The following is an 18,594-nucleotide window of genomic DNA, read 5'->3' on the forward strand; positions in this document are numbered from 1 at the left end:
ACCATGCACGTTACAAAAACAATTCTGGCCCTGAGCCTGCTCGGCGCCCTCTCCATTCAACAGGCCAGCGCCCATGGCCTGTGGACTGAAGAACGTCGCGGCAACATCGAAGTGGTTTACGGCCATGGCGCCGAGGACAGCAAGTTCAAGGCCGAAAAAGTCAGCGGCGCCTGGGCCTACGACATGAACGGCAAGATGATCCCGGTGACCGTCGAACGCCTTGCCGACCATGCACGCCTACAACCCTTGAGCAGGCCCGCGGTGATGTCCGTGGCGCTGAACAATGGCATGTGGTCGCAGACAGCCGACAAGAAGTGGACCAATGAAGGCCGCACGAAAGTCCCCGGTGCCGTAACGGCACTGCAGACCTTCAAGTACAGTCTGGCGATCTACGAACCGGGCGTGAAACTGCCGACGCTCAAAGGCTTGAAACTGGTCATCATGCCGCTGGCCGACCCGCTGAGCGTCGGCCCGGGCAAAGCGCTGCCGGTGCAAGTGCTACTGGATGGCAAGCCATTGGCCGGGATCAAGTTGTTCGGCGACTACCGCAGCCAGCCGGATGAAGTCAGCGCAACCACTGACGCCCAGGGCCGGGCCAGTGTTGTGGTGCGCAACGAGGGCCTGAACATCATCGCCGCCGAAACCGTGGTCAAAGTCAGCGGTAATCCGGACATCGATGAGCAAGGGCTGTTCACGTCGCTGACGTTTGTCGGTGAAGCGCATCACGAGTAACTGCATGACCACTTGAGTTGAAATGCAATCTACCTGTGGGAGCCGGGCTTGCCCGCGATAAGGCTGGACGCGATTTAAAGTGAACCGTATCCAGTCTTATCGCGGGCAAGCACCGCTCCCACAAGGAGAATGCATTCCCCTGTCCCACCGGGATTGCCGACCGGTGGACCCAATACTCAGAAATACTTCAACCAGGCAATGTCCTTACGCCGTGCCTTGAAGCTGGCGAACGCCTTCACAGCAGGGAACAATCCCACCGCCAGCAACACCGAGCAGAGCCACACCGCGCCCACCGAATCGAAGCCAAAATAATTACCTTTGTTCGTGCCCCATATCGCCACGGCGATCAGGTACAGAATCTTCAGCACATACAGGTGCAGCAGGTAGAGGAACATCGGCGCAGCACCGAACACCAACAGCGGCTTGAACCACGCCCGCCCCGCCGCCTTTTCGAACCAGACCAGCAACAACATACCGATGCCCAGCGTCAGGCTGAGGAACAGCAGTGACGGCGGGTACTTGGTGATGTTGAAAAAGCTCATCAACGTCTGCACGCCGGTCTCACCGATTGACCAAGGCTTCTCGCCGTAACCATTAACCAGACGCAACAGGAAGAACAGCACCAGCAGACCCAGGCCGGACAACACCAGCCTGTTTTGACGCTTGAGTGAATCTGCCTTGGAGGCGAACCACGGGCCCGCCGCGTAACCCAGTGCGATCACACCAATCCACGGCAACAGCGGATATGAGGTGCGCAGACGCAGGCCATCCCAAGGCACCAACCAACCGCGATCATGCAGGATCGCCCATGGCACATACATCGCCGATTCCTGGGTGAAGTGCAAAGCATCCAGCAAGTTATGCCCGGCAATGATCACCACGCCAATCACCACCAACGCGGGTCTCGGCAGCCGCACCAGGATTGCCAACGCCACCATGCTCAAGCCAATGGCCCAGATCACCTGCAGGTAAACCGTAGTCGGCGGGAACTGGAAGGTCCAGGCAAAGTTGACCAGCGTGACTTCCAGCGCAATCAGGAACAGCCCGCGCTTGAACAGAAAGCCCGACACCTCGCTCGCCCCGTGGCGTTCGCCATAGAGGTAAGCCGACAGCCCGGTCAGGAAGATGAACAGCGGCGCGCACAGATGCGCCAGCGTGCGGCTGAAAAACAATTCGGGCGGCGTGGTGGTCACGTCCATCGGGTCTGAAACCTGCAGATGCAGAAGGAAGGTTTCCCGAACGTGGTCGAGCAACATGAACAGAATGATCAGGCCGCGCAACGCGTCGATCGATTGCAATCGAGTGGAAGCCAACGGCTTCAAAGGATGGGTGGTCATTGAAAAGCTCATGGTGAGGGATTGGTGCCAAAACGGATCAGAAAACTGCAATTGTCTGCATGCTGCAGGCCTTGAAAACGGTCATAGATGTTATGTTATATCAAAATTTAAGACAATTATTCCGCACGTTTGCCCCGGGCTATGGAGGAATGTCGGCCTAACGTTATTCACTAATGTTATTTAAATAATTATTCTTATACCTATATCGTCTGCCCATCGCTTACCCTTTTTCTGCTAAACGCTGGAGCACGGCATGACCAACACCTCGACGCGTCGCCCTCGACTTTCCCGGCTGGCCACTTCACTGGGCCTGGCCGCCACGCTGCTGACCGGCAGCCTTGCCATGCCGACCGCTGCTCAGGCCGAAGGCCAACTGCGCATCGCCGAGCAGTTCGGCATCGTTTATCTGTTGCTCAATGTGGTGCGCGATCAGAACCTGATTGAGAAACACGGCAAAGCGGATGGCGTGGACATCAAGGTCGACTGGACACAATTGTCGGGCGGCGCGGCGGTCAATGACGCACTGCTGACCGGTGCTGTGGATATTGCCGGTGCGGGTGTCGGGCCATTGCTGACCATCTGGGACCGAACCCACGGCAAGCAGAACGTCAAGGCCGTGGCTTCGCTGGGTAACTTCCCCTACTACCTGGTCAGCAACAATCCCAACGTGAAAACCATTGCCGACTTCACCGAGAAAGATCGCATCGCAGTGCCTGCGGTGAGCGTTTCGGTTCAGTCGCGTTATCTGCAATATGCGTCTGCCAAGCTCTGGGGCGATGCGGAATATGCCCGTCTGGACAAATACACCGTCAGCCTGCCGCACCCTGATGCGGCCGCAAGCATTATTGCAGGCGGCACCGAACTGACCGGGCACTTCTCCAACCCGCCCTTCCAGGAGCAGGAAGTAGCCGCCAAAGGCGTGCATGTGGTGCTCAACACCTACGACCTGCTCGGCCCGAACTCGCCAACACTGCTGTTCGCCACCGAGAAATTCCGCAACGAGAACCCGAAGACCTACAAGGCGTTCATTGAGGCGCTGAGCGAAGCTGAAGACTTCATTCGTAAAGACAAAGGCGCTGCGGCAGACACTTACATCCGCGTCACCAAAGCCAAGATTGATCGGGATGCGCTGCTGAAAATCATCGACAACAAGGACTTCGAATTCACCATCACGCCGAAGAACACTTACCCACTGGCCGAATTCCTGCACCGCGTCGGCGCGATCAAGAACAAGCCTGCGTCGTGGAAGGACTACTTCTTCCAGGATGCGAAGCCGTTGCAGGGTAGCTGAGATTAAAATACCGGTAGGAGCTGCCGAAGGCTGCGATGGCGGTGTTTCAGGATGATCGCTTTCGTAACCTTCGGCAGCTCCTACAGGGTCCAGCTCAAGTCTTTGGCAGACGCTCTTATTCGACCCCCCGCAACCCACTCATCAACTCATCCCGGCACTTGAGCAGCGCTTTCTCGATGCTTTCCCTGGCCTGGGCAATTCGCCAGGCCGGGCCCGCGACGTCAATCGAGTAGAAGCCCTGCGGGGTCTGCATACTCACGGCCACCGATGCAACGCCCTGGGTGTGTTCTTCATTGCCAAACGCGATTCCGGTTTGCCGGATGTCATCCAGTTGCTCCAGCAGCAGCGGCAAGGTCAGGGTATTGGCCGTCAGTTGCTTGATTTTGCGGCCGATCAATTTGATCACTGACTCGTTGTCCATCCTGGCCAACAAGGCTTTACCACCGCCAATGCCATAGATGTTCAGAATGCCCCCGGGACCGGAAGAAACCCTCAAGGAATGACTCGACACCACGGTGTGCAAAATCAATAGCTCGGCCCCCGCAGCACTGGCCAGCACAATGGTTTCGCCGGTTTCCACCCCCAGCCTTTCAAGGTAAGGCCGCGCCTTCTGCACGATGTCCACATGGCTGTGAGAAGCGAGGCGCATCAACGCTGGCCCCAGACAGATTCCGCCTCGCCCGTGAACTTCCAACAGCCCTTCCAACGCCAAAGCGTCGACCAACCGCTGCACTGTCGAGCGGGGCAATTCGCAACGTTTGGCGATTTCCCCAAGGCTCAAGCCAGCGGGCTCTCCCTCAAGGCTGCGCAAGATAGCTGCTGCCCGGGAAATAACCTGCACGCCACCGCGATCTGAATCCGTCGTTGTCATGGACACACCTTGTCATAAGTACCACTGATTGATACAGTGTACCGCCTTGCAGTTAATAGCTGAAACACCCTCAGCAGGATTTTTACGTGTCAGCGCCTTCACCACCCCCCTCTCCTACTCCCTTTACACTTCGTCTGGCACTGGGTCTGATCGGCGTCCTGATTGCTGCGCTGACCTCGGGGATCAATGACCGCGTCACAGATATCACGCTGGCCGACATTCTAGGTGTGTATGGGCTGGGACACGATGACGGCACGTGGATCAGCTCGGTCTACGCCGCTGCCGAAGTGTCGGCAATGATGCTCGCCCCCTGGTTTGCAGTGACCTTTTCCCTGCGCCGCTTTGCCATAGTCGCGACGTTCGCTTTCACCTTTTTCGGCGCAATCATCCCCTTTGCGCCCAATCTGGAAAGTCTAGTGACTCTGCGTCTTTTGCAGGGCATTGCGGGCGGTGCTTTACCACCGTTGCTGATGACTGCAGCACTGCGATTTCTCCCATGGCATATCAAGCTGTACGGTTTGTCTGCCTATGCGCTGACGGCGACTTTCGGCCCCAATCTGGCCATGCCACTGGCTGCACTCTGGACCGAAGGCGTCGACTGGCGAATGGTGTTCTGGCAGATCATCCCTTCCGGGCTGATCGGCGCGGCGCTCATCGCGTATGGACTGCCTCAAGACCCGTTGCGTCTTGAGCGTTTCAGGCAAGCCGACTGGCGTGGGGCGCTGTTAGGGGTGAGCGGTATCTCGATGCTGGTCATCGCCCTCACGCAAGGCGAACGTCTGGACTGGCTCAATTCGCCGCTGATCAGCTTCCTGTTGCTGGGTGCTGCCGTGTGTCTGCCCGCGTTTCTGATCAACGAATGGTTCCACCCATTGCCGCTGTTCAAGCTGCAATTGCTCAAGCGTCGAAACTTCAGCTATGGCCTGATCACGTTGTGCCTGTTTCTGTTCATCGGCCTGGCGGGCAGTGCAATCCCGGCGTCTTACCTGACTCAGATTCAAGGCTATCGCCCGCTGCAAACAATGCCTACGGCGTTGATCATCGCCCTGCCGCAACTGCTGATTGCACCGCTGGTGGCGCTGGCAATCAACCGCAACTGGGTCGACTCACGCTATGTGATTGCCTTCGGCCTCGGCTTGCTGACCCTCGCCTGCCTGGGCGGCTCGCAGATCACCAGTGAATGGATTCGCGATGACTTCTACCTGCTGCAATTGCTCCACACCTTTGGCCAACCCATGGTCGTGGTGCCGCTGCTGATGAATGCAACCGGCGTGATTCAACCCCTTGAAGGGCCGTTTGCATCATCCATGGTCAATACGCTGCGCGGGCTGTTTTCAGTGATTGCCGGGGCCGCGCTGGAAAACTTTGTCACCCATCGTGAGCACTTCCATTCCAACGTCCTGCTGGACGGCGTGGGCTCCAGGCTGCAAGGCCTGGAGCCCTTGCACAGCATGCAAAGCACCGCTGCGCTGGCCCGTCAGGTCAAGGAACAAGCCTACGTTTTGAGTTTCAGTGATGCCTTTCTCGCATTGCTGGCCGTCATCGGCGTTTTGCTGGTCATTCTGCTGACCCTGCCCAAGCGCGCCTATCCACCGCAACCTCCGGTACCGTCATGAAACAGCACAGAACCGCCCTCTCCCTGGCCTGCGTCGCCGTCATTGTTTGCGTGGTCTACATCAGCTATCGCCTGATCAGCGGCGGGACCGTGCAACACACCGACGACGCTTACATCCGCGCCGACTCGGTGCTGGTTGCGCCACGTCTTTCCGGGCAGATCATCAGGATTGCCGTGGAAGACAACCAGCGGGTCAAGGCCGGTGACTTGCTGGCTGAGATAGACAACGCTGATTACCGGGTCGCACAACTGTCGGCCAAAGCCAACGTCGAGGCGGCGTCCGCGCAGATCCAGAACCTGCAGGCCAGCATCGAACGGCAAAAGGCGGTCATTGATCAAACCGCTGCGACCACCCGCGCCACCGCTGCATCACTCAAGTTCGCCCAGGAAAACGCCAAGCGCTACCTGAACCTCTCCAACGCCGGAGCCGGTACTCAGCAGGAACGACAGAAAGCAGATGCAGAGTTGCTCGGCTGGCAGGCCGCGCGTGATCGCGATGAAGCCTCGCGAGTTGCAGCGTCGAAAAGTCTGGATGTGCTCAAAGCGCAACTGGAAGTCGCCCGGGCAGCGCTGGCCAAAGATCAGGCGGCGTTGCAACAGGCTGACCTGAACCTGTCCTACACGCGGATCACAGCACCGCAAGACGGCATGATTGGCCAGCGCTCAGTCCGAGTCGGCGCCTATGTTTCGCAAGGCCAGGCGCTAATGGCGGTGGTGCCATTGCAGGACGCCTTCGTGGTGGCCAACTTTCGCGAAACCCAGCTCGCTCACATGCAGCCGCAGCAGAAAGTCGAACTGACGGTGGATAGCTTTCCTGACCACACGTTCAGTGGCTACATCGACAGCATAGCCCCGGCGACCGGCGTCTCGTTCTCGCCCATTGCGCCGGACAACGCGACGGGGAACTTCACCAAAGTCACTCAGCGGCTGCCGGTCAAAATCAGATTCGACGCCGACCAACCCGACCTGCAGAAGCTGCGTATCGGCATGTCGGTCGTGGCGCGTATCGACACCGCGCAGGAGCATTGATATGAAGCGCTGCCTGCTGTTTGCCGCCATGCTCAGCCTGGGTGCCTGCTCGGTCGGCCCGGACTTTCAGCGCCCACAAGCGCCACTGCCAGAGACCTGGCAAAACACCTTGCATCCCGGCACTGCTCCCGGCAGCCCGGCTGACAGCCAATGGTGGCAGCAATTGGGCGACCCGCAACTGACTGCACTGGTGGAGCGCGCCGCCAAGGCCAATCTCGACGTGCGCGCCGCGAGCAATCGGCTTGAGCAAAGCCGGGTGATGCGTCAGGTCACCGGCAGCCAGCAACTGCCCGGCGTAGCCGCCAATGGCAGCTATCGCCGTGCGCGCAACAGCGCCGAAGGCCTTAATGATCCCTCAGGCGAACAGGGTCAGGCGCCGTTTGAATTGTGGAGCAGCACGCTGGATGCCAGTTGGGAACTTGACCTCTGGGGCCATGTGCGGCGCAACGTCGAAGCCGCCGATGCGCAGATCGAGCTGACCCAGGCTCAACGTGACGGCGTGCTGTTGAGCATCGCTGCCGAAACCGCCACCGACTACATTCGCCTGCGCGGTGTACAGGCCAAACTCGGTGTCGCGCGGCAGAACCTGGAGATCGCCAAACAAAGTCGACAGCTGACTCAGGCACGCTTCGACAATGGCGTGACCACCAATCTTGATACCTCCAACGCGGCTGCACAGGTGGCGACCATCGAGGCTGTCATCCCGACGCTGGGTGCCGAGCAGGATCGCCTGATCAACGCCCTGAGTTATCTGCTCGCCGAACCGCCTCGTGCATTGAGCGCTGAACTGCTCGAACCGAAAAGCATTCCTCATCCGGCACCTGACGTACCGCTGGGCCTGCCCTCGGAACTGGCTTGGCGGCGCCCGGACATTCAACAAAGCGAAGCTGCGCTGCACCGGGCCACGGCGGCAATTGGCATTGCGCAAGCGGATTTCTATCCACGCATCAGCCTTGGCGCCAGTTTCGGCACACAAGCGCTGGACGGCTCGGATGTCGGTGCGTGGAGTTCTCGCCAATGGACCTACGGACCGAGCCTGTACCTGCCGATTTTCCAGGGCGGACGCCTGACCGGCACCCTGGAATTGCGCAAGCGTCAGGAGCAGGAGGCGGCGCTGAATTATCAGCAAGTGGTGCTCAGCGCCTGGCATGAAGTCGATAACGCCATGACCGACTATGCCGCAGAGAAGCAGAAGCACACTGCCCTGCAGGAAGCCGTCAGCCAGAACAACATCGCGCTGAGCACCGCCCGCGATCGCTACACCCAAGGCGCGGCGGACTTCATCAACGTGCTGAATGTGCAGCGGGCGTTGCTGGATACCCAAAGTGCGCTGGTGGATAGCTCGACGGCCGCCGCCATTGACCGGATCAGGCTGTACCGCGCACTGGGCGGTGGTTGGCCAAAGGGGTGAAATGCGGCAGCCCTGCTGTCCCTGTGGGACCGAATTCATTCGGGAAGGCGGTATTTCAATCAATACAAAGGCTGCGGATGTACTGGCCCCTTCGCGAATAAATTCGCTCCCACACAGACTGTGTGAAAACGTAGCGAGCGACGGCAAGACAAGCGCAACGAGCGGAGCGAGTAACAGCCGCAGGCTGGCCCGGAGGGTGAGCAAAGCGAATCAAAACAGCCGAAAAACGGCCGGGGTCGCGTCCGACTCTAGTGTTCTAAATGAGCATTTTTCGCCTGTTTTTAACGCAGTATTGTGCGCGTAGCACCGAAGGTGCCCAGCCTGCAGTAGTTTTCACACAGTCTGCACAAGGAATTGAGTCTGCAGGCCAACATAGAGTTTCCCAAAGGGATAGGCACCATCCAGAAAATGCATAAAAAAACAGGCTGCCCTCATGCCAAAGGAACAGCCTGTAAAAACAACGAAGTTTTTTGAATAGTTTCAGCCAGTCACTTGGCAGTGATCACCGACAATTTGGTAATCCCTGCCCGTTCGATGGACGCCATGGCGCGCGCCACTTCCCCGTAGTTCACCCCGTCGTCGGCCTGCAGTTGCACGCGTACGTCCGGGGCCTTTTCCTTGGCGGCCTTGAGGCTGGTTTCCAGCAGGTCCGGCTGGATTTCATCCTTGTTGATGAACAACTTGCCCTGCCCGTCAATGCTCACCACCAGCGGATCTTTTTGCTCCACTGGCGCGACGGACTCGGTCTTCGGCAAGTTGATCGGGATCGAGTTGGTCAGCAGTGGCGCGGTCACGATGAAGACCACCAGCAGCACCAGCATCACGTCTACCAGCGGCGTAACGTTGATCTCGCTCAGCACTTCGTCACTGTCTTGGGTGGAGAAAGCCATCTCAGGACGCCTCCTGCACTTTCTGACCAGTTGCCGGTGCAGCGTGCTTGTTCAATACGGGGTGCAGCAGGACGCGGAACGAGTTCTTCTGCGCCAGGCTGTAGAAGTCGTGAGCGAAGTCGTCCAGATCCGCAGCCGTCAGCTTCAGGCGGCGCAGGAAGTAGTTGTAAACCAGCACCGCAGGCACCGCGACCGCGATACCCACACCGGTGGCAACCAGTGCTGCACCGATCGGACCTGCAACCGTTTCCAGGCTCGCCGAACCCGCAGCGCTGATGCCTTTCAAGGCGGACATGATGCCCCAGACCGTACCGAACAGACCGATAAACGGCGAGGTGCTGCCGATACTGGCAACTACCGCAAGACCGGTTTCCAGCGAACGGCGCTCACGCACGATTTGCTGACGCAGGGCACGCTCCAGGCGGTCCTGATGATTGATCGCCTGACTCAGATCAGTGGCTTGCGCGCCATCCGGCACCTGAATGGCGGCATAACCGGCCAACGCCACACGGGCTGCTGCGCCCGGTTGTTCCTGAGCCAGTTGTGCTGCGGAATCAAGGCTCGACGCGGCCCAGAATTGCTTGTGGAATTTGCGATCCTGATTCTTCAGGCGGGTGAACTGAACGCCCTTGAGCAGGGCCAGGCCCCAGGTCGCAACGGAAAACAGGACCAGCAGCCAAATGACGGCGTGCTCGACGGATTCGAAAGGGGAAGCAAGTAGGTTCATGGCACGGCTCTCTCTGAACAAGGCATGTGTGGTGTAGCGATGCGCCTTTTGTTCAGGTAGCTCGCGAGGTCAATCTAATGTCTGGACTCTGGTCGGGTAGTGACCGAATCCTGACTGGAATAATTAGCGAATCTTGAAATCGATGGGCACGCTGACCCAACCGTCCTGGGCGACATCGCCCTGCTTGGCCGGTACGAAGCTCCAGCGTTTAACCGCTGCCAGGGCCGCGTCGTCGAGTTGATCGCGTCCGCTGCTTTTCTGCAGTTGAATCTCACCCGGTTTGCCGCTGGCCAATACATGCACGCGCAGCAACACCGTCCCTTCCCAGCCGCGACGCATGGCCAAAGCCGGATATTCCGGGGCCGGGTTTTTCAGGTATCCGGCGTTGGCAGATGCAGGCGTTACTGGTTTCGGTGCCGGTGGTGCTGGCGGCGCAGGTGCTGCAACCGGTTGCGGCGGTGCCGATGGTGCTGGCGGTTGCTCAACGGGTTTGGCGACCGGCTTGGGCACAGGTTTTACCACCGGCTTAGGCTTCGGAACCGGCTTGGGCGGTGGTGGCTTGACCGCGAGTTCATCTTCCACGGGCGGTGGTGGTTCCTCGATCACAGGCTGCACGACTGGCTCAGGCGGCGGTGGCGGAGCCTCGACAACGGGCGGCGCAGGTTGAGAAAACTCGATGGTCATCGGTGGGACTTCGGGTGGTGCTACCGGCAGCGGCGCAGGCGGGTTCTGGTTGACCCAGTAAATGACCGCACCGTGCAACACCAAGGCGAATACGCCCAGCAATACGGCCTCACGACGGCTCAAAATCCGTTTCGGCGTGCTGTGCAGACGCGACAGCGCCAAGGGACCGCGATAGATACGCCCCAGATCAAGCAACTCGCCGCTCGGTGCCGGACGCCACAGCACATCAAGTGCGCTGGCGCTTTGGACATTGCCCATTGTGTGCTCCTGCAAAACCTACAAATGAAAAGCCCGAGGCAGAGCGGCTAGCTCTGCGACGACGCCTGGCTTAAATAATCCACGAGAGGATATATTTCTTAAAAGAATATTTTCTCAGAGGGTTATTCGTTAATTGCATAACAGCAATTCTCAGAAATTGAATACAGGTTCCACTGGCTGGCGCGGTCTCTTGTGGGAGCGGTGCTTGCCCGCGATAAGGCTTGATGCGATCTAAAGTGAACCGCGTCCTGCCTTATCGCGGGCAAGCACCGCTCCCACAGGTGATATGCGTTTCCACAAAAAGACCGAGCCAGACCTTAATCACGTACTCTCCCGCTCGATCACTTCACACTTGAGCAGATTCAAGCGCTGCAACTCGCCTTCCAGCTCAACCACACCAAGGCTCTGCAACAACCGCGTAGCGGCCAGCACGCCGATTTCCAGCGCGGGTGGTTTGATGGTGCTCAAACTGGGCAGCAGCATCTCGGCAAAGGCGTAATCACCAAACCCCAGCACCGCACAATCCTGCGGGATACGCAGCCCGGCGCGCTGCCCCGCCAGCAGTCCACCCGCCGCAAGGTTGTCGTTGGCGAACACAATCGCATCGGGCTTTTCAGCCGCGCTCATCAGTGCCTGCATGGCCTGTTTCCCCGCTTCGAACGGCGCTCGATCCGGATCCGGCGCAAACAGGATCGGCGTCAGCCCCAGCTCGATCAGCGCCGCCGCGCAGCCGTCACGACGCTCGATAGCACTGAAGTCGCCCGGTGCGCTGTTCTGCACAAAAGCAATCCGTCGGTAGCCCTTGCCGTGCAGGTAACGCGCTGCCGTGACACCCACTTCGTAGTGGGAAAAACCAATCTGGATCGGCGCACGATCCGGCTGGTAATCCCAGGTTTCCACCAGTGGAATATCCGTGTCAGCCAGCATTTTCTCCGTGCCAGCGCTGTGAAAATGGCTGGTCACTACCAACGCTGCAGGTGACCAGCCGAGAAAGGCGCGAACGGCGTTTTCCTCCTGCTCGACCGAGAAGTAACTCGACGCCAGCAGCAACTGATGTCCGTGCCGCGTGAGCGTGTCACTGAAGCCCTGAATGGTATTGGCAAAGATCGGCCCGGAGATGTTGGGCACCACCATGCCGACGATCCTTCCCCGCGCCGATGCCAGACCACCCGCCACCAGATTGGGGACATATCCCAGTTCGGCCACTGCGGCCGCAATACGCTCGCGGTGCTCATCCGAGACCTGATCCGGCTGATTGAAATAGCGCGAGACCGTCATCGTCGAAACACCGACGTGTTTAGCCACCGCATCCAGGGTGATGCGCCCTGCCCCACGGCGTTTGCGGGGCGGACTTTTCTGATCGCTCAAGGCTGATGCCCTTCTAACAAAAAAGAATATAAAAGTAATTTTTGAGTATTGGACGATCTATACCGTCCTTGTCGATACTGGCGATGTTAGCGCTAACGGAATGATCTTGTCAGCTACTCGCTTGAGCGAATGCCGCGGAACAGCCAACGCCTACATCAGGAGCAGTGACCGAAGAGTCACGGCAGTCAGGGCATCTTTCAAGCGAGCATCGACATGCAACACACTTATGGGGACATCATCAAACCAGCGCGCCTGGCGCAGGCCATCGCCGCTGCACTGGCACTGACTTCGCTGCCAGGCCTCGCCGCCGACAGCAACACCACCACTACTACTGAAGGCCAAACCGCGACGTTGCAAGCCGTGACCGTGACGGCTACCCGTCGCGAGGAATCGCTGCAGAAAGTGCCGGTGGCTGTCTCGGTGGTCGACGGGGAACAACTGGAGCGTGACAACCGCAACGGCGTATCCAGCATCGTCCAGCAGATCCCCAGCCTGAATTTCCGCACCGGCGCATCGAACAAGGACACCTCACTGTTCATTCGTGGTGTGGGCACCATTTCCACCTCGCCAGGTGTCGAGCCGACGGTGGCTACCGTTGTCGACGGCGTGGTTTACGCCAGGCCCGGTCAGGCGACGCTGGACCTGCTCGACCTGGATCGCATCGAGGTATTGCGCGGCCCGCAAGGCACACTGTTCGGCAAGAACGCTTCAGCGGGCGTGCTTAATGTGATCAGCAAGGCGCCCACTGAAGAAACCCATGGTTATATCGATCAGTCGTACTACAGCGGCAATGAAAGTCGCACCCGTTTCGGCATCGGCGGCAGCCTGATTCCGGACACCCTCAAAGCCTCCATCACGACCCTGTTCGGCAGCTATGACGGCAACGTCGACAACAAGGCCAACGGTCAGGAAGTCAACGGTTACAACCGCAAGGGCGCGCGCGGCAAGCTGGAATTCACGCCCAACGATGACGTCAAACTGACGGTGATCGCCGACTACATGCAGTCCCATGATGACGCGCCGAACGGGGTGGTCAGTTCCGCGCTGAACCCGGCTTTTGCCGGTGCTCTGGCGCCGGTACGCGCCAGCGACCATAACCGTGACATCGTCAGTGATTACCGCAGCCACGTTGAAGACATCAACAAAGGTCTGTCTGCGCAACTGGACTGGAATCTGGGTGACTACACCCTGACGTCGATCACCGCCTGGCGCGGCTGGAACAACACTCAATGGCAGGACGGTGATCGCCTGGCGAACATCACCGCAGCGTTTCCGGGCACTGAAGACAAGGGCGACCTGGACTTCAATCAATACTCGCAGGAGCTGCGTCTGGCCTCACCCAAAGGTCAGTTTCTGGAGTACGTCGGCGGCCTGTATTACATGCATGGCAAGGATGAAGAAACCTATCGCCGCACGCTGGTAACGCCAACCGCCAGCGCCGTGGGTGTCGCCGATTACGGGACGACCAGCGACAGCTATTCGGTGTTTGGCGAAAGCACGCTGAACTTCACCCCGGCCTTTCGCGGGATCGCCGGCTTGCGCTGGACCCACGATGAGCTGGAGTACGATCACCGCCGGGTATCGACCTCGCCTACCGCCGTGGCAGGCATCAACCCTGGCACCAGTAGTTCAGGATCGGTGGATGAAGATGGCTGGTCAGGACGCCTGGGCCTGCAATATGACCTGACCGATAACGTCATGACCTACCTGACCTATTCGCGCGGCTACAAAGGCCCGGCTTACAACGTGTTCTTCAACATGCAGCCGCGGGACACCGACGCCCTCAAACCGGAGACCTCCAATACCTGGGAACTGGGCGTCAAGGCCACCAGCTGGAACAATCATCTGGTCACCAACCTGGCGGTATTCCACAGCGACTACGACAACTATCAGGCGAACTTCCTCGATACCGTGGCAGGTAGCGTGGTGACGCGGTTGATCAACGCGGGCAGCGTTTCCACCGAAGGTGTCGAAGCCGATTTCGCCTTGCAAGCCACGCAGAACCTGAAGCTTTCCGGCGCAGTGGCCTACACCAGAGCGCGCATCGACACCTTCGCCTGCCCGGCGGGCGCGGCCGCATCGTGCAACGTTGACGGCAAAACCCTGCCCTTCTCTCCGGACTGGAAAAGCTACGTGCGGGCTGACTACAGCATCCCGCTGGACAATGGCCTGGATGTTGAACTGGGCACGGATTACAGCTGGCAGAGCGAAGTGCAGTACGACATCACTCAAAACCCGGACACGGTGCAGGGTGCCTACGGCATCTGGAACGCCAGCGTCGCACTGGCCGACTACAACAACGGTTGGCGCGTGGCGCTACTGGCCAAGAACCTGGCAGACAAGTCCTACTCTCCCGGCCTGGCCGCTACCGGCAACTACATCACCCGCGCGGTACCGCGCGATGATGAGCGGTATTTTGGGGTGCAGTTGCGTAAGGATTTTTGATGCGCAGAAAGTAACCCTGTAGCACAGCAAAAAGGGGCCCTGTAGGAGCTGCCGAAGGCTGCGATGACGGTGTGTCAGGACAAAAGCTTTCGCAGCCTTCGGCAGCTCCTACAAGGATTCTTCTCGCTGTCGACATCGCACTTGATTCAACAAGGAACAACACATGAGCAACACACCTCGCCAACTCAAGCTCGGCGCCTTTCTCATGGCCACCGGGCACCACGTGGCTGCCTGGCGTCACCCGGATGTACCGGCCAACGCAGGGCTGGACTTCAAGCATTACAAACATCTGGCGCAGGTGGCCGAAGCAGCAAAGTTCGATGCGCTATTCGTCGCTGACAGCGTCGCCGCAGCAACAGGCGCCAGCGCCCGTCACATGGCACGCTCCGATCATTTTGAACCGCTGACCCTGATGTCAGCGCTCAGTGCAGTCACCGAACACATCGGCCTGATCTGCACCGCCACCACCAGCTACAACGAGCCGTATCACGTGGCGCGCAAGTTTGCTTCGCTGGATCACCTGTCTGGTGGCCGTGCGGGCTGGAATCTGGTGACCTCCGACGCCGCCGCCGAAGCGCAAAACTTCGGCCGTGAAGAACACATCGGTCACGCTGAACGCTACAGCCGCGCTCGCGAGTTTTACAAGGTCGTGACCGGTCTGTGGGACAGTTGGGAAGACGACGCCTTTGTGCGCGACAAGGCCAGCGGCGAGTATTACGACCCAGCCAAACTGCATGTACTGGATCACCAGGGCGAGCACTTCAGGGTCAAAGGCCCGCTGAACGTGGCCCGCTCGCCTCAGGGTCAGCCGGTGATCGTTCAGGCAGGCTCTTCGGAAGTCGGCCGTGACCTGGCAGCGGAAACCGCCGAAGTGGTGTTCACTGCGCAAACCTCACTGGCCAACGCCCAAGCCTTCTATGCCGACATCAAAGGTCGCATGGCACGCTTCGACCGTGATCCTGACAGCCTGAAAATAATGCCCGGCGTGCTTGTGGTGGTCGGCGACAGCGAAGCCTTGGCCCGGGAAAAATTCGAAGCATTTCAGGAACTGGTAGAGCCGCGAGTCGGCGTCGCCTTGCTGGGGCGGATGCTGGGTAATTTCGATCTGTCCGGTTACGCTCTCGACGAACCGTTGCCGCCGTTGCCACTGACTGACAGCGGCCAGCAGAGCCGACAGAAACTGCTGACTCAGCTGTCACAGGATGAAAACCTGACCCTTGCCCAATTGGGCCGCCGCATTGCCGGAGGTCGCGGGCACTACAGCCTGATCGGTACCCCGACGCAAATCGCCGATGAACTGCAAGCCTGGTTCGAGGAACGCGCTGCCGATGGCTTCAATGTGCTGGTACCGCACCTGCCTGGGGGCCTTGAAGACGTGGCTCATTACGTGGTGCCTGAGCTACAGCGTCGTGGCCTGTTTCGCACTGGGTACACCGGCAGCACGCTACGGGAAAACCTCGGCCTGCAACGGCCACATCATCGTTTTGCGGAGGATTCCAAGTGAGTTGCAAACCCTTGAGAGTCGCCAGCCTGCTGCTGGTATGGAGCCTGTCGTGCAGCGCGTTTGCGCTCAATGGCGATCCACGCCCGGATGCACCGGAACTGGCCGCACGTGGCGCTTATCAGGTCGGTGTGCGAACCATTGACGTGGTCCATCGCGATCAACTCAACATCCTCGCGGCGACCAGCACCGACAGTAACCCGCGTTACGACCGTCCGCTGCGTCTGGAGGTCTGGTATCCGGCGCAGTTGAAAGCTGGCCAGGCCGAGCTCGGCACTTACACCGACGTGCTCGGCGCAGGCGCCAACAACCCGGCTCGGCCCAATACCCCGTTCACCTTCGAAGGCCGCGCTGCACGCGATGCCCAGCCGCTCCAAGACAAGAAATTCCCGCTGGTGATCGTCTCCCATGGGTATCCGGGCTCACGCTTGCAGATGAGTTACCTGACCGAGTTTCTCGCTTCTCACGGTTATGTTGTCGTCGCTATCGATCACACTGAATCCACTCGCGCCGACCGGGCCGGTTTTGCCAGCACCCTGCTCAACCGGCCTCTGGATATTCTGTTCGTGCTGGACCAGATCACTGACTGGGCGAAGTCAGGCAGTGGCAGTCCGCTCGCTGGCAAAATAGACACCCACCACACGGCCCTGCTTGGTTATTCCATGGGAGGCTATGGCGTACTGAATGCAGCAGGCGTTGGCACCAGCGCAGTGGCATCACGCTTTGTGCCAGGCACCGTCTTGCAGGCCAGACAAGCGGGTAACCCGGACTTCGAAGCGGTACGGGACGCACGCATAAAAGCACTGATCGCTTTCGCGCCATGGGGCGGACAGCAGGGCCTGTTTGATGAGAAAGGCTTGGCTGGACTGCGCATACCCAGCCTGTTTATCGCGGGCGATCAAGATGATGTCGCCGGTTATGCCGACGGCGTCAGACGCCTGGCAGAAGGCGCGAAGAACGCTGACCGCTACCTGCTCGTCTACGAAAATGCCCGCCATAACATCGCCCCAAATCCGCCTCCTGCAGCGGCGAGCAGCCATCCCGATGATTTTTCCGCCTATGCTGAGCCGGTCTGGGACAGCAGCCGGATCAACAACATCAATCAGCACTTTGTTCTGGCCTTTCTCGATCAGCAACTCAAAAGCGTAGACCGCCAGCCGTGGTTGACCCTGGTGCCACGGGCCGCGGACGGCAAATGGTCGACGGACGAAACCGGACGAGAAAAACCTGATCACACTTACTGGAAGGGCTTCAAAAATCGCAGCGCTCTGGGCCTGGAGTTCTATCACTGGCCAGCGCAAGCGACCCCGTCTTCGACTACCGAACGAGACCCACAATGACTTATACCGCTGCCGAAAACCGCTACGAAAAAATCCCCTATCGCCGCACTGGCCGCAGTGGGTTGGTACTGCCCGCGCTATCGCTTGGCCTGTGGCACAACTTTGGCGACAGCACGCCGATCGACACCCAGCGCGCCATGCTGCGCACGGCGTTCGATCTGGGCATCAATCATTTTGACCTGGCCAACAACTACGGCCCGCCCTATGGCAGCGCCGAGCGTAACTTCGGCAAGCTGCTGCGCGAGGACTTCAAGCAGTATCGCGATGAGCTGATCATCTCTACCAAAGCTGGTTGGGACATGTGGCCCGGCCCTTATGGTCAGGGCGGAGGTTCGCGTAAATATGTACTGGCCAGCCTCGATCAGAGCTTGCAGCGTCTGGGTCTGGATTACGTTGATATCTTCTACTCGCACCGCTTCGACCCGGACACGCCGCTGGAGGAAACTGCCAGCGCCCTGGCAACTGCCGTGCAACAAGGCAAAGCGCTGTACATCGGTATTTCTTCCTACTCGGGCAGCAAAACCCGTGAAATCGCCGCGCTGCTGAAAGAGTGGAAAGTGCCATTGCTGATTCACCAACCGGCCTACAACCTGCTCAATCGCTGGGTAGAAAAGGACTTGCTGGACACCACCGATGAGCTGGGCGCCGGGGTGATCGTCTTTACCGCACTGGCTCAAGGTTTGTTAACCGACAAATACCTCAACGGCGTGCCGCAGGATGCCCGGGTCAATCGTCCGGGTGGCGGTTCGTTGCAGGCTTCGCACTTGTCCGAAGCCAACATTGCTCACGTTCGGGCCTTGAACGAGATCGCCAGACGTCGCGGTCAGAGCCTGGCGCAAATGGCCCTGGCCTGGACCCTGCGCGACCCGCGCGTAACCTCGGCATTGATTGGTGCGAGCCGTCCGGAGCAAATCGTCGAGAATGTCGAGGCGCTGAAGAACCTCGAATTCAGTCAGGAAGAACTGACAGAAATCGACCGCTTCGCCCAGGAAGGCGGCATCAACCTGTGGGAAAAACCGTCGTTGGCGGAGTGATTTACCAGCCTCAATAAATACACCCTCCTGTGAAATGCAATTCCTCTTGGGGAATGCATTC

The 18,594-nt window shown here is 59.2% G+C and carries 15 protein-coding genes; 9 read left to right on the forward strand and 6 right to left on the reverse strand.

The window, feature by feature from the left end; genetic code table 11:
* Window positions 1-3 precede the first annotated feature (3 nt).
* Entirely contained in the window at window positions 4-732 is a 729-nt protein-coding gene (locus tag EE949_RS21640) for a DUF4198 domain-containing protein (RefSeq protein WP_122666176.1), read from the forward strand.
* Window positions 733-908: 176 nt separating this feature from the next.
* On the opposite strand, the gene EE949_RS21645 is transcribed toward EE949_RS21640, so the two are convergent.
* Window positions 909-2,069: a DUF1624 domain-containing protein gene (locus EE949_RS21645; protein WP_122666177.1), complete on the reverse strand. Its 1,161-nt coding sequence runs from the start codon at window positions 2,067-2,069 to the stop codon at window positions 909-911.
* 253 nt (window positions 2,070-2,322) lie between these two features.
* On the opposite strand from EE949_RS21645, the gene EE949_RS21650 reads away from it, so the two are divergent.
* Window positions 2,323-3,360 (forward strand): ABC transporter substrate-binding protein, encoded by a 1,038-nt coding sequence (locus EE949_RS21650; RefSeq protein ID WP_122666178.1) that lies wholly within the window; start codon window positions 2,323-2,325, stop codon window positions 3,358-3,360.
* 115 nt (window positions 3,361-3,475) lie between these two features.
* Here EE949_RS21650 and EE949_RS21655 read toward each other — a convergent pair whose 3' ends face one another.
* Window positions 3,476-4,231 (reverse strand): IclR family transcriptional regulator, encoded by a 756-nt coding sequence (locus tag EE949_RS21655; protein WP_122666179.1) that lies wholly within the window; start codon window positions 4,229-4,231, stop codon window positions 3,476-3,478.
* An 86-nt stretch (window positions 4,232-4,317) separates the two neighbouring features.
* Between EE949_RS21655 and EE949_RS21660 the strand changes: the two genes are divergently transcribed.
* Genes EE949_RS21660 through EE949_RS21670 form a run of 3 tightly spaced genes read left to right on the forward strand, consistent with a single transcriptional unit; the run spans window position 4,318 to window position 8,286 of the window.
* On the forward strand, window positions 4,318-5,847 hold the full coding sequence (locus EE949_RS21660) for an MFS transporter (protein ID WP_122666180.1): 1,530 nt from the start codon (window positions 4,318-4,320) through the stop codon (window positions 5,845-5,847).
* A complete protein-coding gene (locus EE949_RS21665; protein ID WP_122666181.1) occupies window positions 5,844-6,875 on the forward strand; it encodes an HlyD family secretion protein in 1,032 nt (343 codons plus the stop codon). The genes EE949_RS21660 and EE949_RS21665 overlap by 4 nt, the downstream gene beginning before the upstream one ends.
* A 1-nt stretch (window position 6,876) precedes the next feature.
* A complete protein-coding gene (locus EE949_RS21670; protein ID WP_122666182.1) occupies window positions 6,877-8,286 on the forward strand; it encodes an efflux transporter outer membrane subunit in 1,410 nt (469 codons plus the stop codon).
* Window positions 8,287-8,774: 488 nt separating this feature from the next.
* Here the strand turns inward: EE949_RS21670 and EE949_RS21675 are convergent, their stop codons facing one another.
* The 4 genes from EE949_RS21675 to EE949_RS21690 form a co-directional block, all read right to left on the reverse strand.
* Complete coding sequence (locus tag EE949_RS21675) at window positions 8,775-9,176, reverse strand: ExbD/TolR family protein (RefSeq protein ID WP_122666183.1); 402 nt, start codon at window positions 9,174-9,176, stop codon at window positions 8,775-8,777.
* Between the two features lies 1 nt (window position 9,177).
* A complete protein-coding gene (locus EE949_RS21680; protein WP_122666184.1) occupies window positions 9,178-9,903 on the reverse strand; it encodes a MotA/TolQ/ExbB proton channel family protein in 726 nt (241 codons plus the stop codon).
* Window positions 9,904-10,026: 123 nt separating this feature from the next.
* Window positions 10,027-10,845, reverse strand: coding sequence for an energy transducer TonB (locus EE949_RS21685; RefSeq protein WP_122666185.1), 819 nt, complete (start codon window positions 10,843-10,845; stop codon window positions 10,027-10,029).
* Between the two features lie 321 nt (window positions 10,846-11,166).
* Window positions 11,167-12,213, reverse strand: a complete 1,047-nt coding sequence (locus EE949_RS21690) for a LacI family DNA-binding transcriptional regulator (RefSeq protein ID WP_122666186.1) — start codon at window positions 12,211-12,213, stop codon at window positions 11,167-11,169.
* A 213-nt stretch (window positions 12,214-12,426) separates the two neighbouring features.
* Between EE949_RS21690 and EE949_RS21695 the strand changes: the two genes are divergently transcribed.
* From EE949_RS21695 to mgrA, 4 genes are all read left to right on the forward strand, one after another.
* A complete protein-coding gene (locus tag EE949_RS21695) occupies window positions 12,427-14,658 on the forward strand; it encodes a TonB-dependent receptor (protein ID WP_122666187.1) in 2,232 nt (743 codons plus the stop codon).
* 163 nt (window positions 14,659-14,821) lie between these two features.
* Window positions 14,822-16,162, forward strand: a complete 1,341-nt coding sequence (locus tag EE949_RS21700) for an LLM class flavin-dependent oxidoreductase (RefSeq protein WP_122666188.1) — start codon at window positions 14,822-14,824, stop codon at window positions 16,160-16,162.
* Complete coding sequence (locus tag EE949_RS21705; RefSeq protein WP_240350547.1) at window positions 16,159-17,499, forward strand: alpha/beta hydrolase family protein; 1,341 nt, start codon at window positions 16,159-16,161, stop codon at window positions 17,497-17,499. Before EE949_RS21700 ends, EE949_RS21705 begins: the two co-directional genes overlap by 4 nt.
* The gene (mgrA, locus tag EE949_RS21710; protein WP_122666189.1) at window positions 17,496-18,533 is read left to right on the forward strand and encodes an L-glyceraldehyde 3-phosphate reductase; all 1,038 of its coding nucleotides are present in this window, start codon (window positions 17,496-17,498) and stop codon (window positions 18,531-18,533) included. The genes EE949_RS21705 and mgrA overlap by 4 nt, the downstream gene beginning before the upstream one ends.
* The last annotated feature ends 61 nt before the right edge of the window (window positions 18,534-18,594 follow it).

This window comes from Pseudomonas viridiflava (assembly GCF_900602065.1).
Taxonomy (GTDB): domain Bacteria; phylum Pseudomonadota; class Gammaproteobacteria; order Pseudomonadales; family Pseudomonadaceae; genus Aquipseudomonas.

What these genes read in the sequence shown, in the direction of transcription:
- EE949_RS21640 (WP_122666176.1), top strand. Translation starts at nt 4, where the DNA reads ATGCACGTTACAAAAACAATTCTGGCCCTGAGCCTGCTCGGCGCCCTC.
- EE949_RS21645 (WP_122666177.1), bottom strand. Translation starts at nt 2,069, where the DNA reads ATGACCACCCATCCTTTGAAGCCGTTGGCTTCCACTCGATTGCAATCG.
- EE949_RS21650 (WP_122666178.1), top strand. Translation starts at nt 2,323, where the DNA reads ATGACCAACACCTCGACGCGTCGCCCTCGACTTTCCCGGCTGGCCACT.
- EE949_RS21655 (WP_122666179.1), bottom strand. Translation starts at nt 4,231, where the DNA reads ATGACAACGACGGATTCAGATCGCGGTGGCGTGCAGGTTATTTCCCGG.
- EE949_RS21665 (WP_122666181.1), top strand. Translation starts at nt 5,844, where the DNA reads ATGAAACAGCACAGAACCGCCCTCTCCCTGGCCTGCGTCGCCGTCATT.
- EE949_RS21670 (WP_122666182.1), top strand. Translation starts at nt 6,877, where the DNA reads ATGAAGCGCTGCCTGCTGTTTGCCGCCATGCTCAGCCTGGGTGCCTGC.
- EE949_RS21675 (WP_122666183.1), bottom strand. Translation starts at nt 9,176, where the DNA reads ATGGCTTTCTCCACCCAAGACAGTGACGAAGTGCTGAGCGAGATCAAC.
- EE949_RS21680 (WP_122666184.1), bottom strand. Translation starts at nt 9,903, where the DNA reads ATGAACCTACTTGCTTCCCCTTTCGAATCCGTCGAGCACGCCGTCATT.
- EE949_RS21685 (WP_122666185.1), bottom strand. Translation starts at nt 10,845, where the DNA reads ATGGGCAATGTCCAAAGCGCCAGCGCACTTGATGTGCTGTGGCGTCCG.
- EE949_RS21695 (WP_122666187.1), top strand. Translation starts at nt 12,427, where the DNA reads ATGCAACACACTTATGGGGACATCATCAAACCAGCGCGCCTGGCGCAG.
- EE949_RS21700 (WP_122666188.1), top strand. Translation starts at nt 14,822, where the DNA reads ATGAGCAACACACCTCGCCAACTCAAGCTCGGCGCCTTTCTCATGGCC.
- mgrA (WP_122666189.1), top strand. Translation starts at nt 17,496, where the DNA reads ATGACTTATACCGCTGCCGAAAACCGCTACGAAAAAATCCCCTATCGC.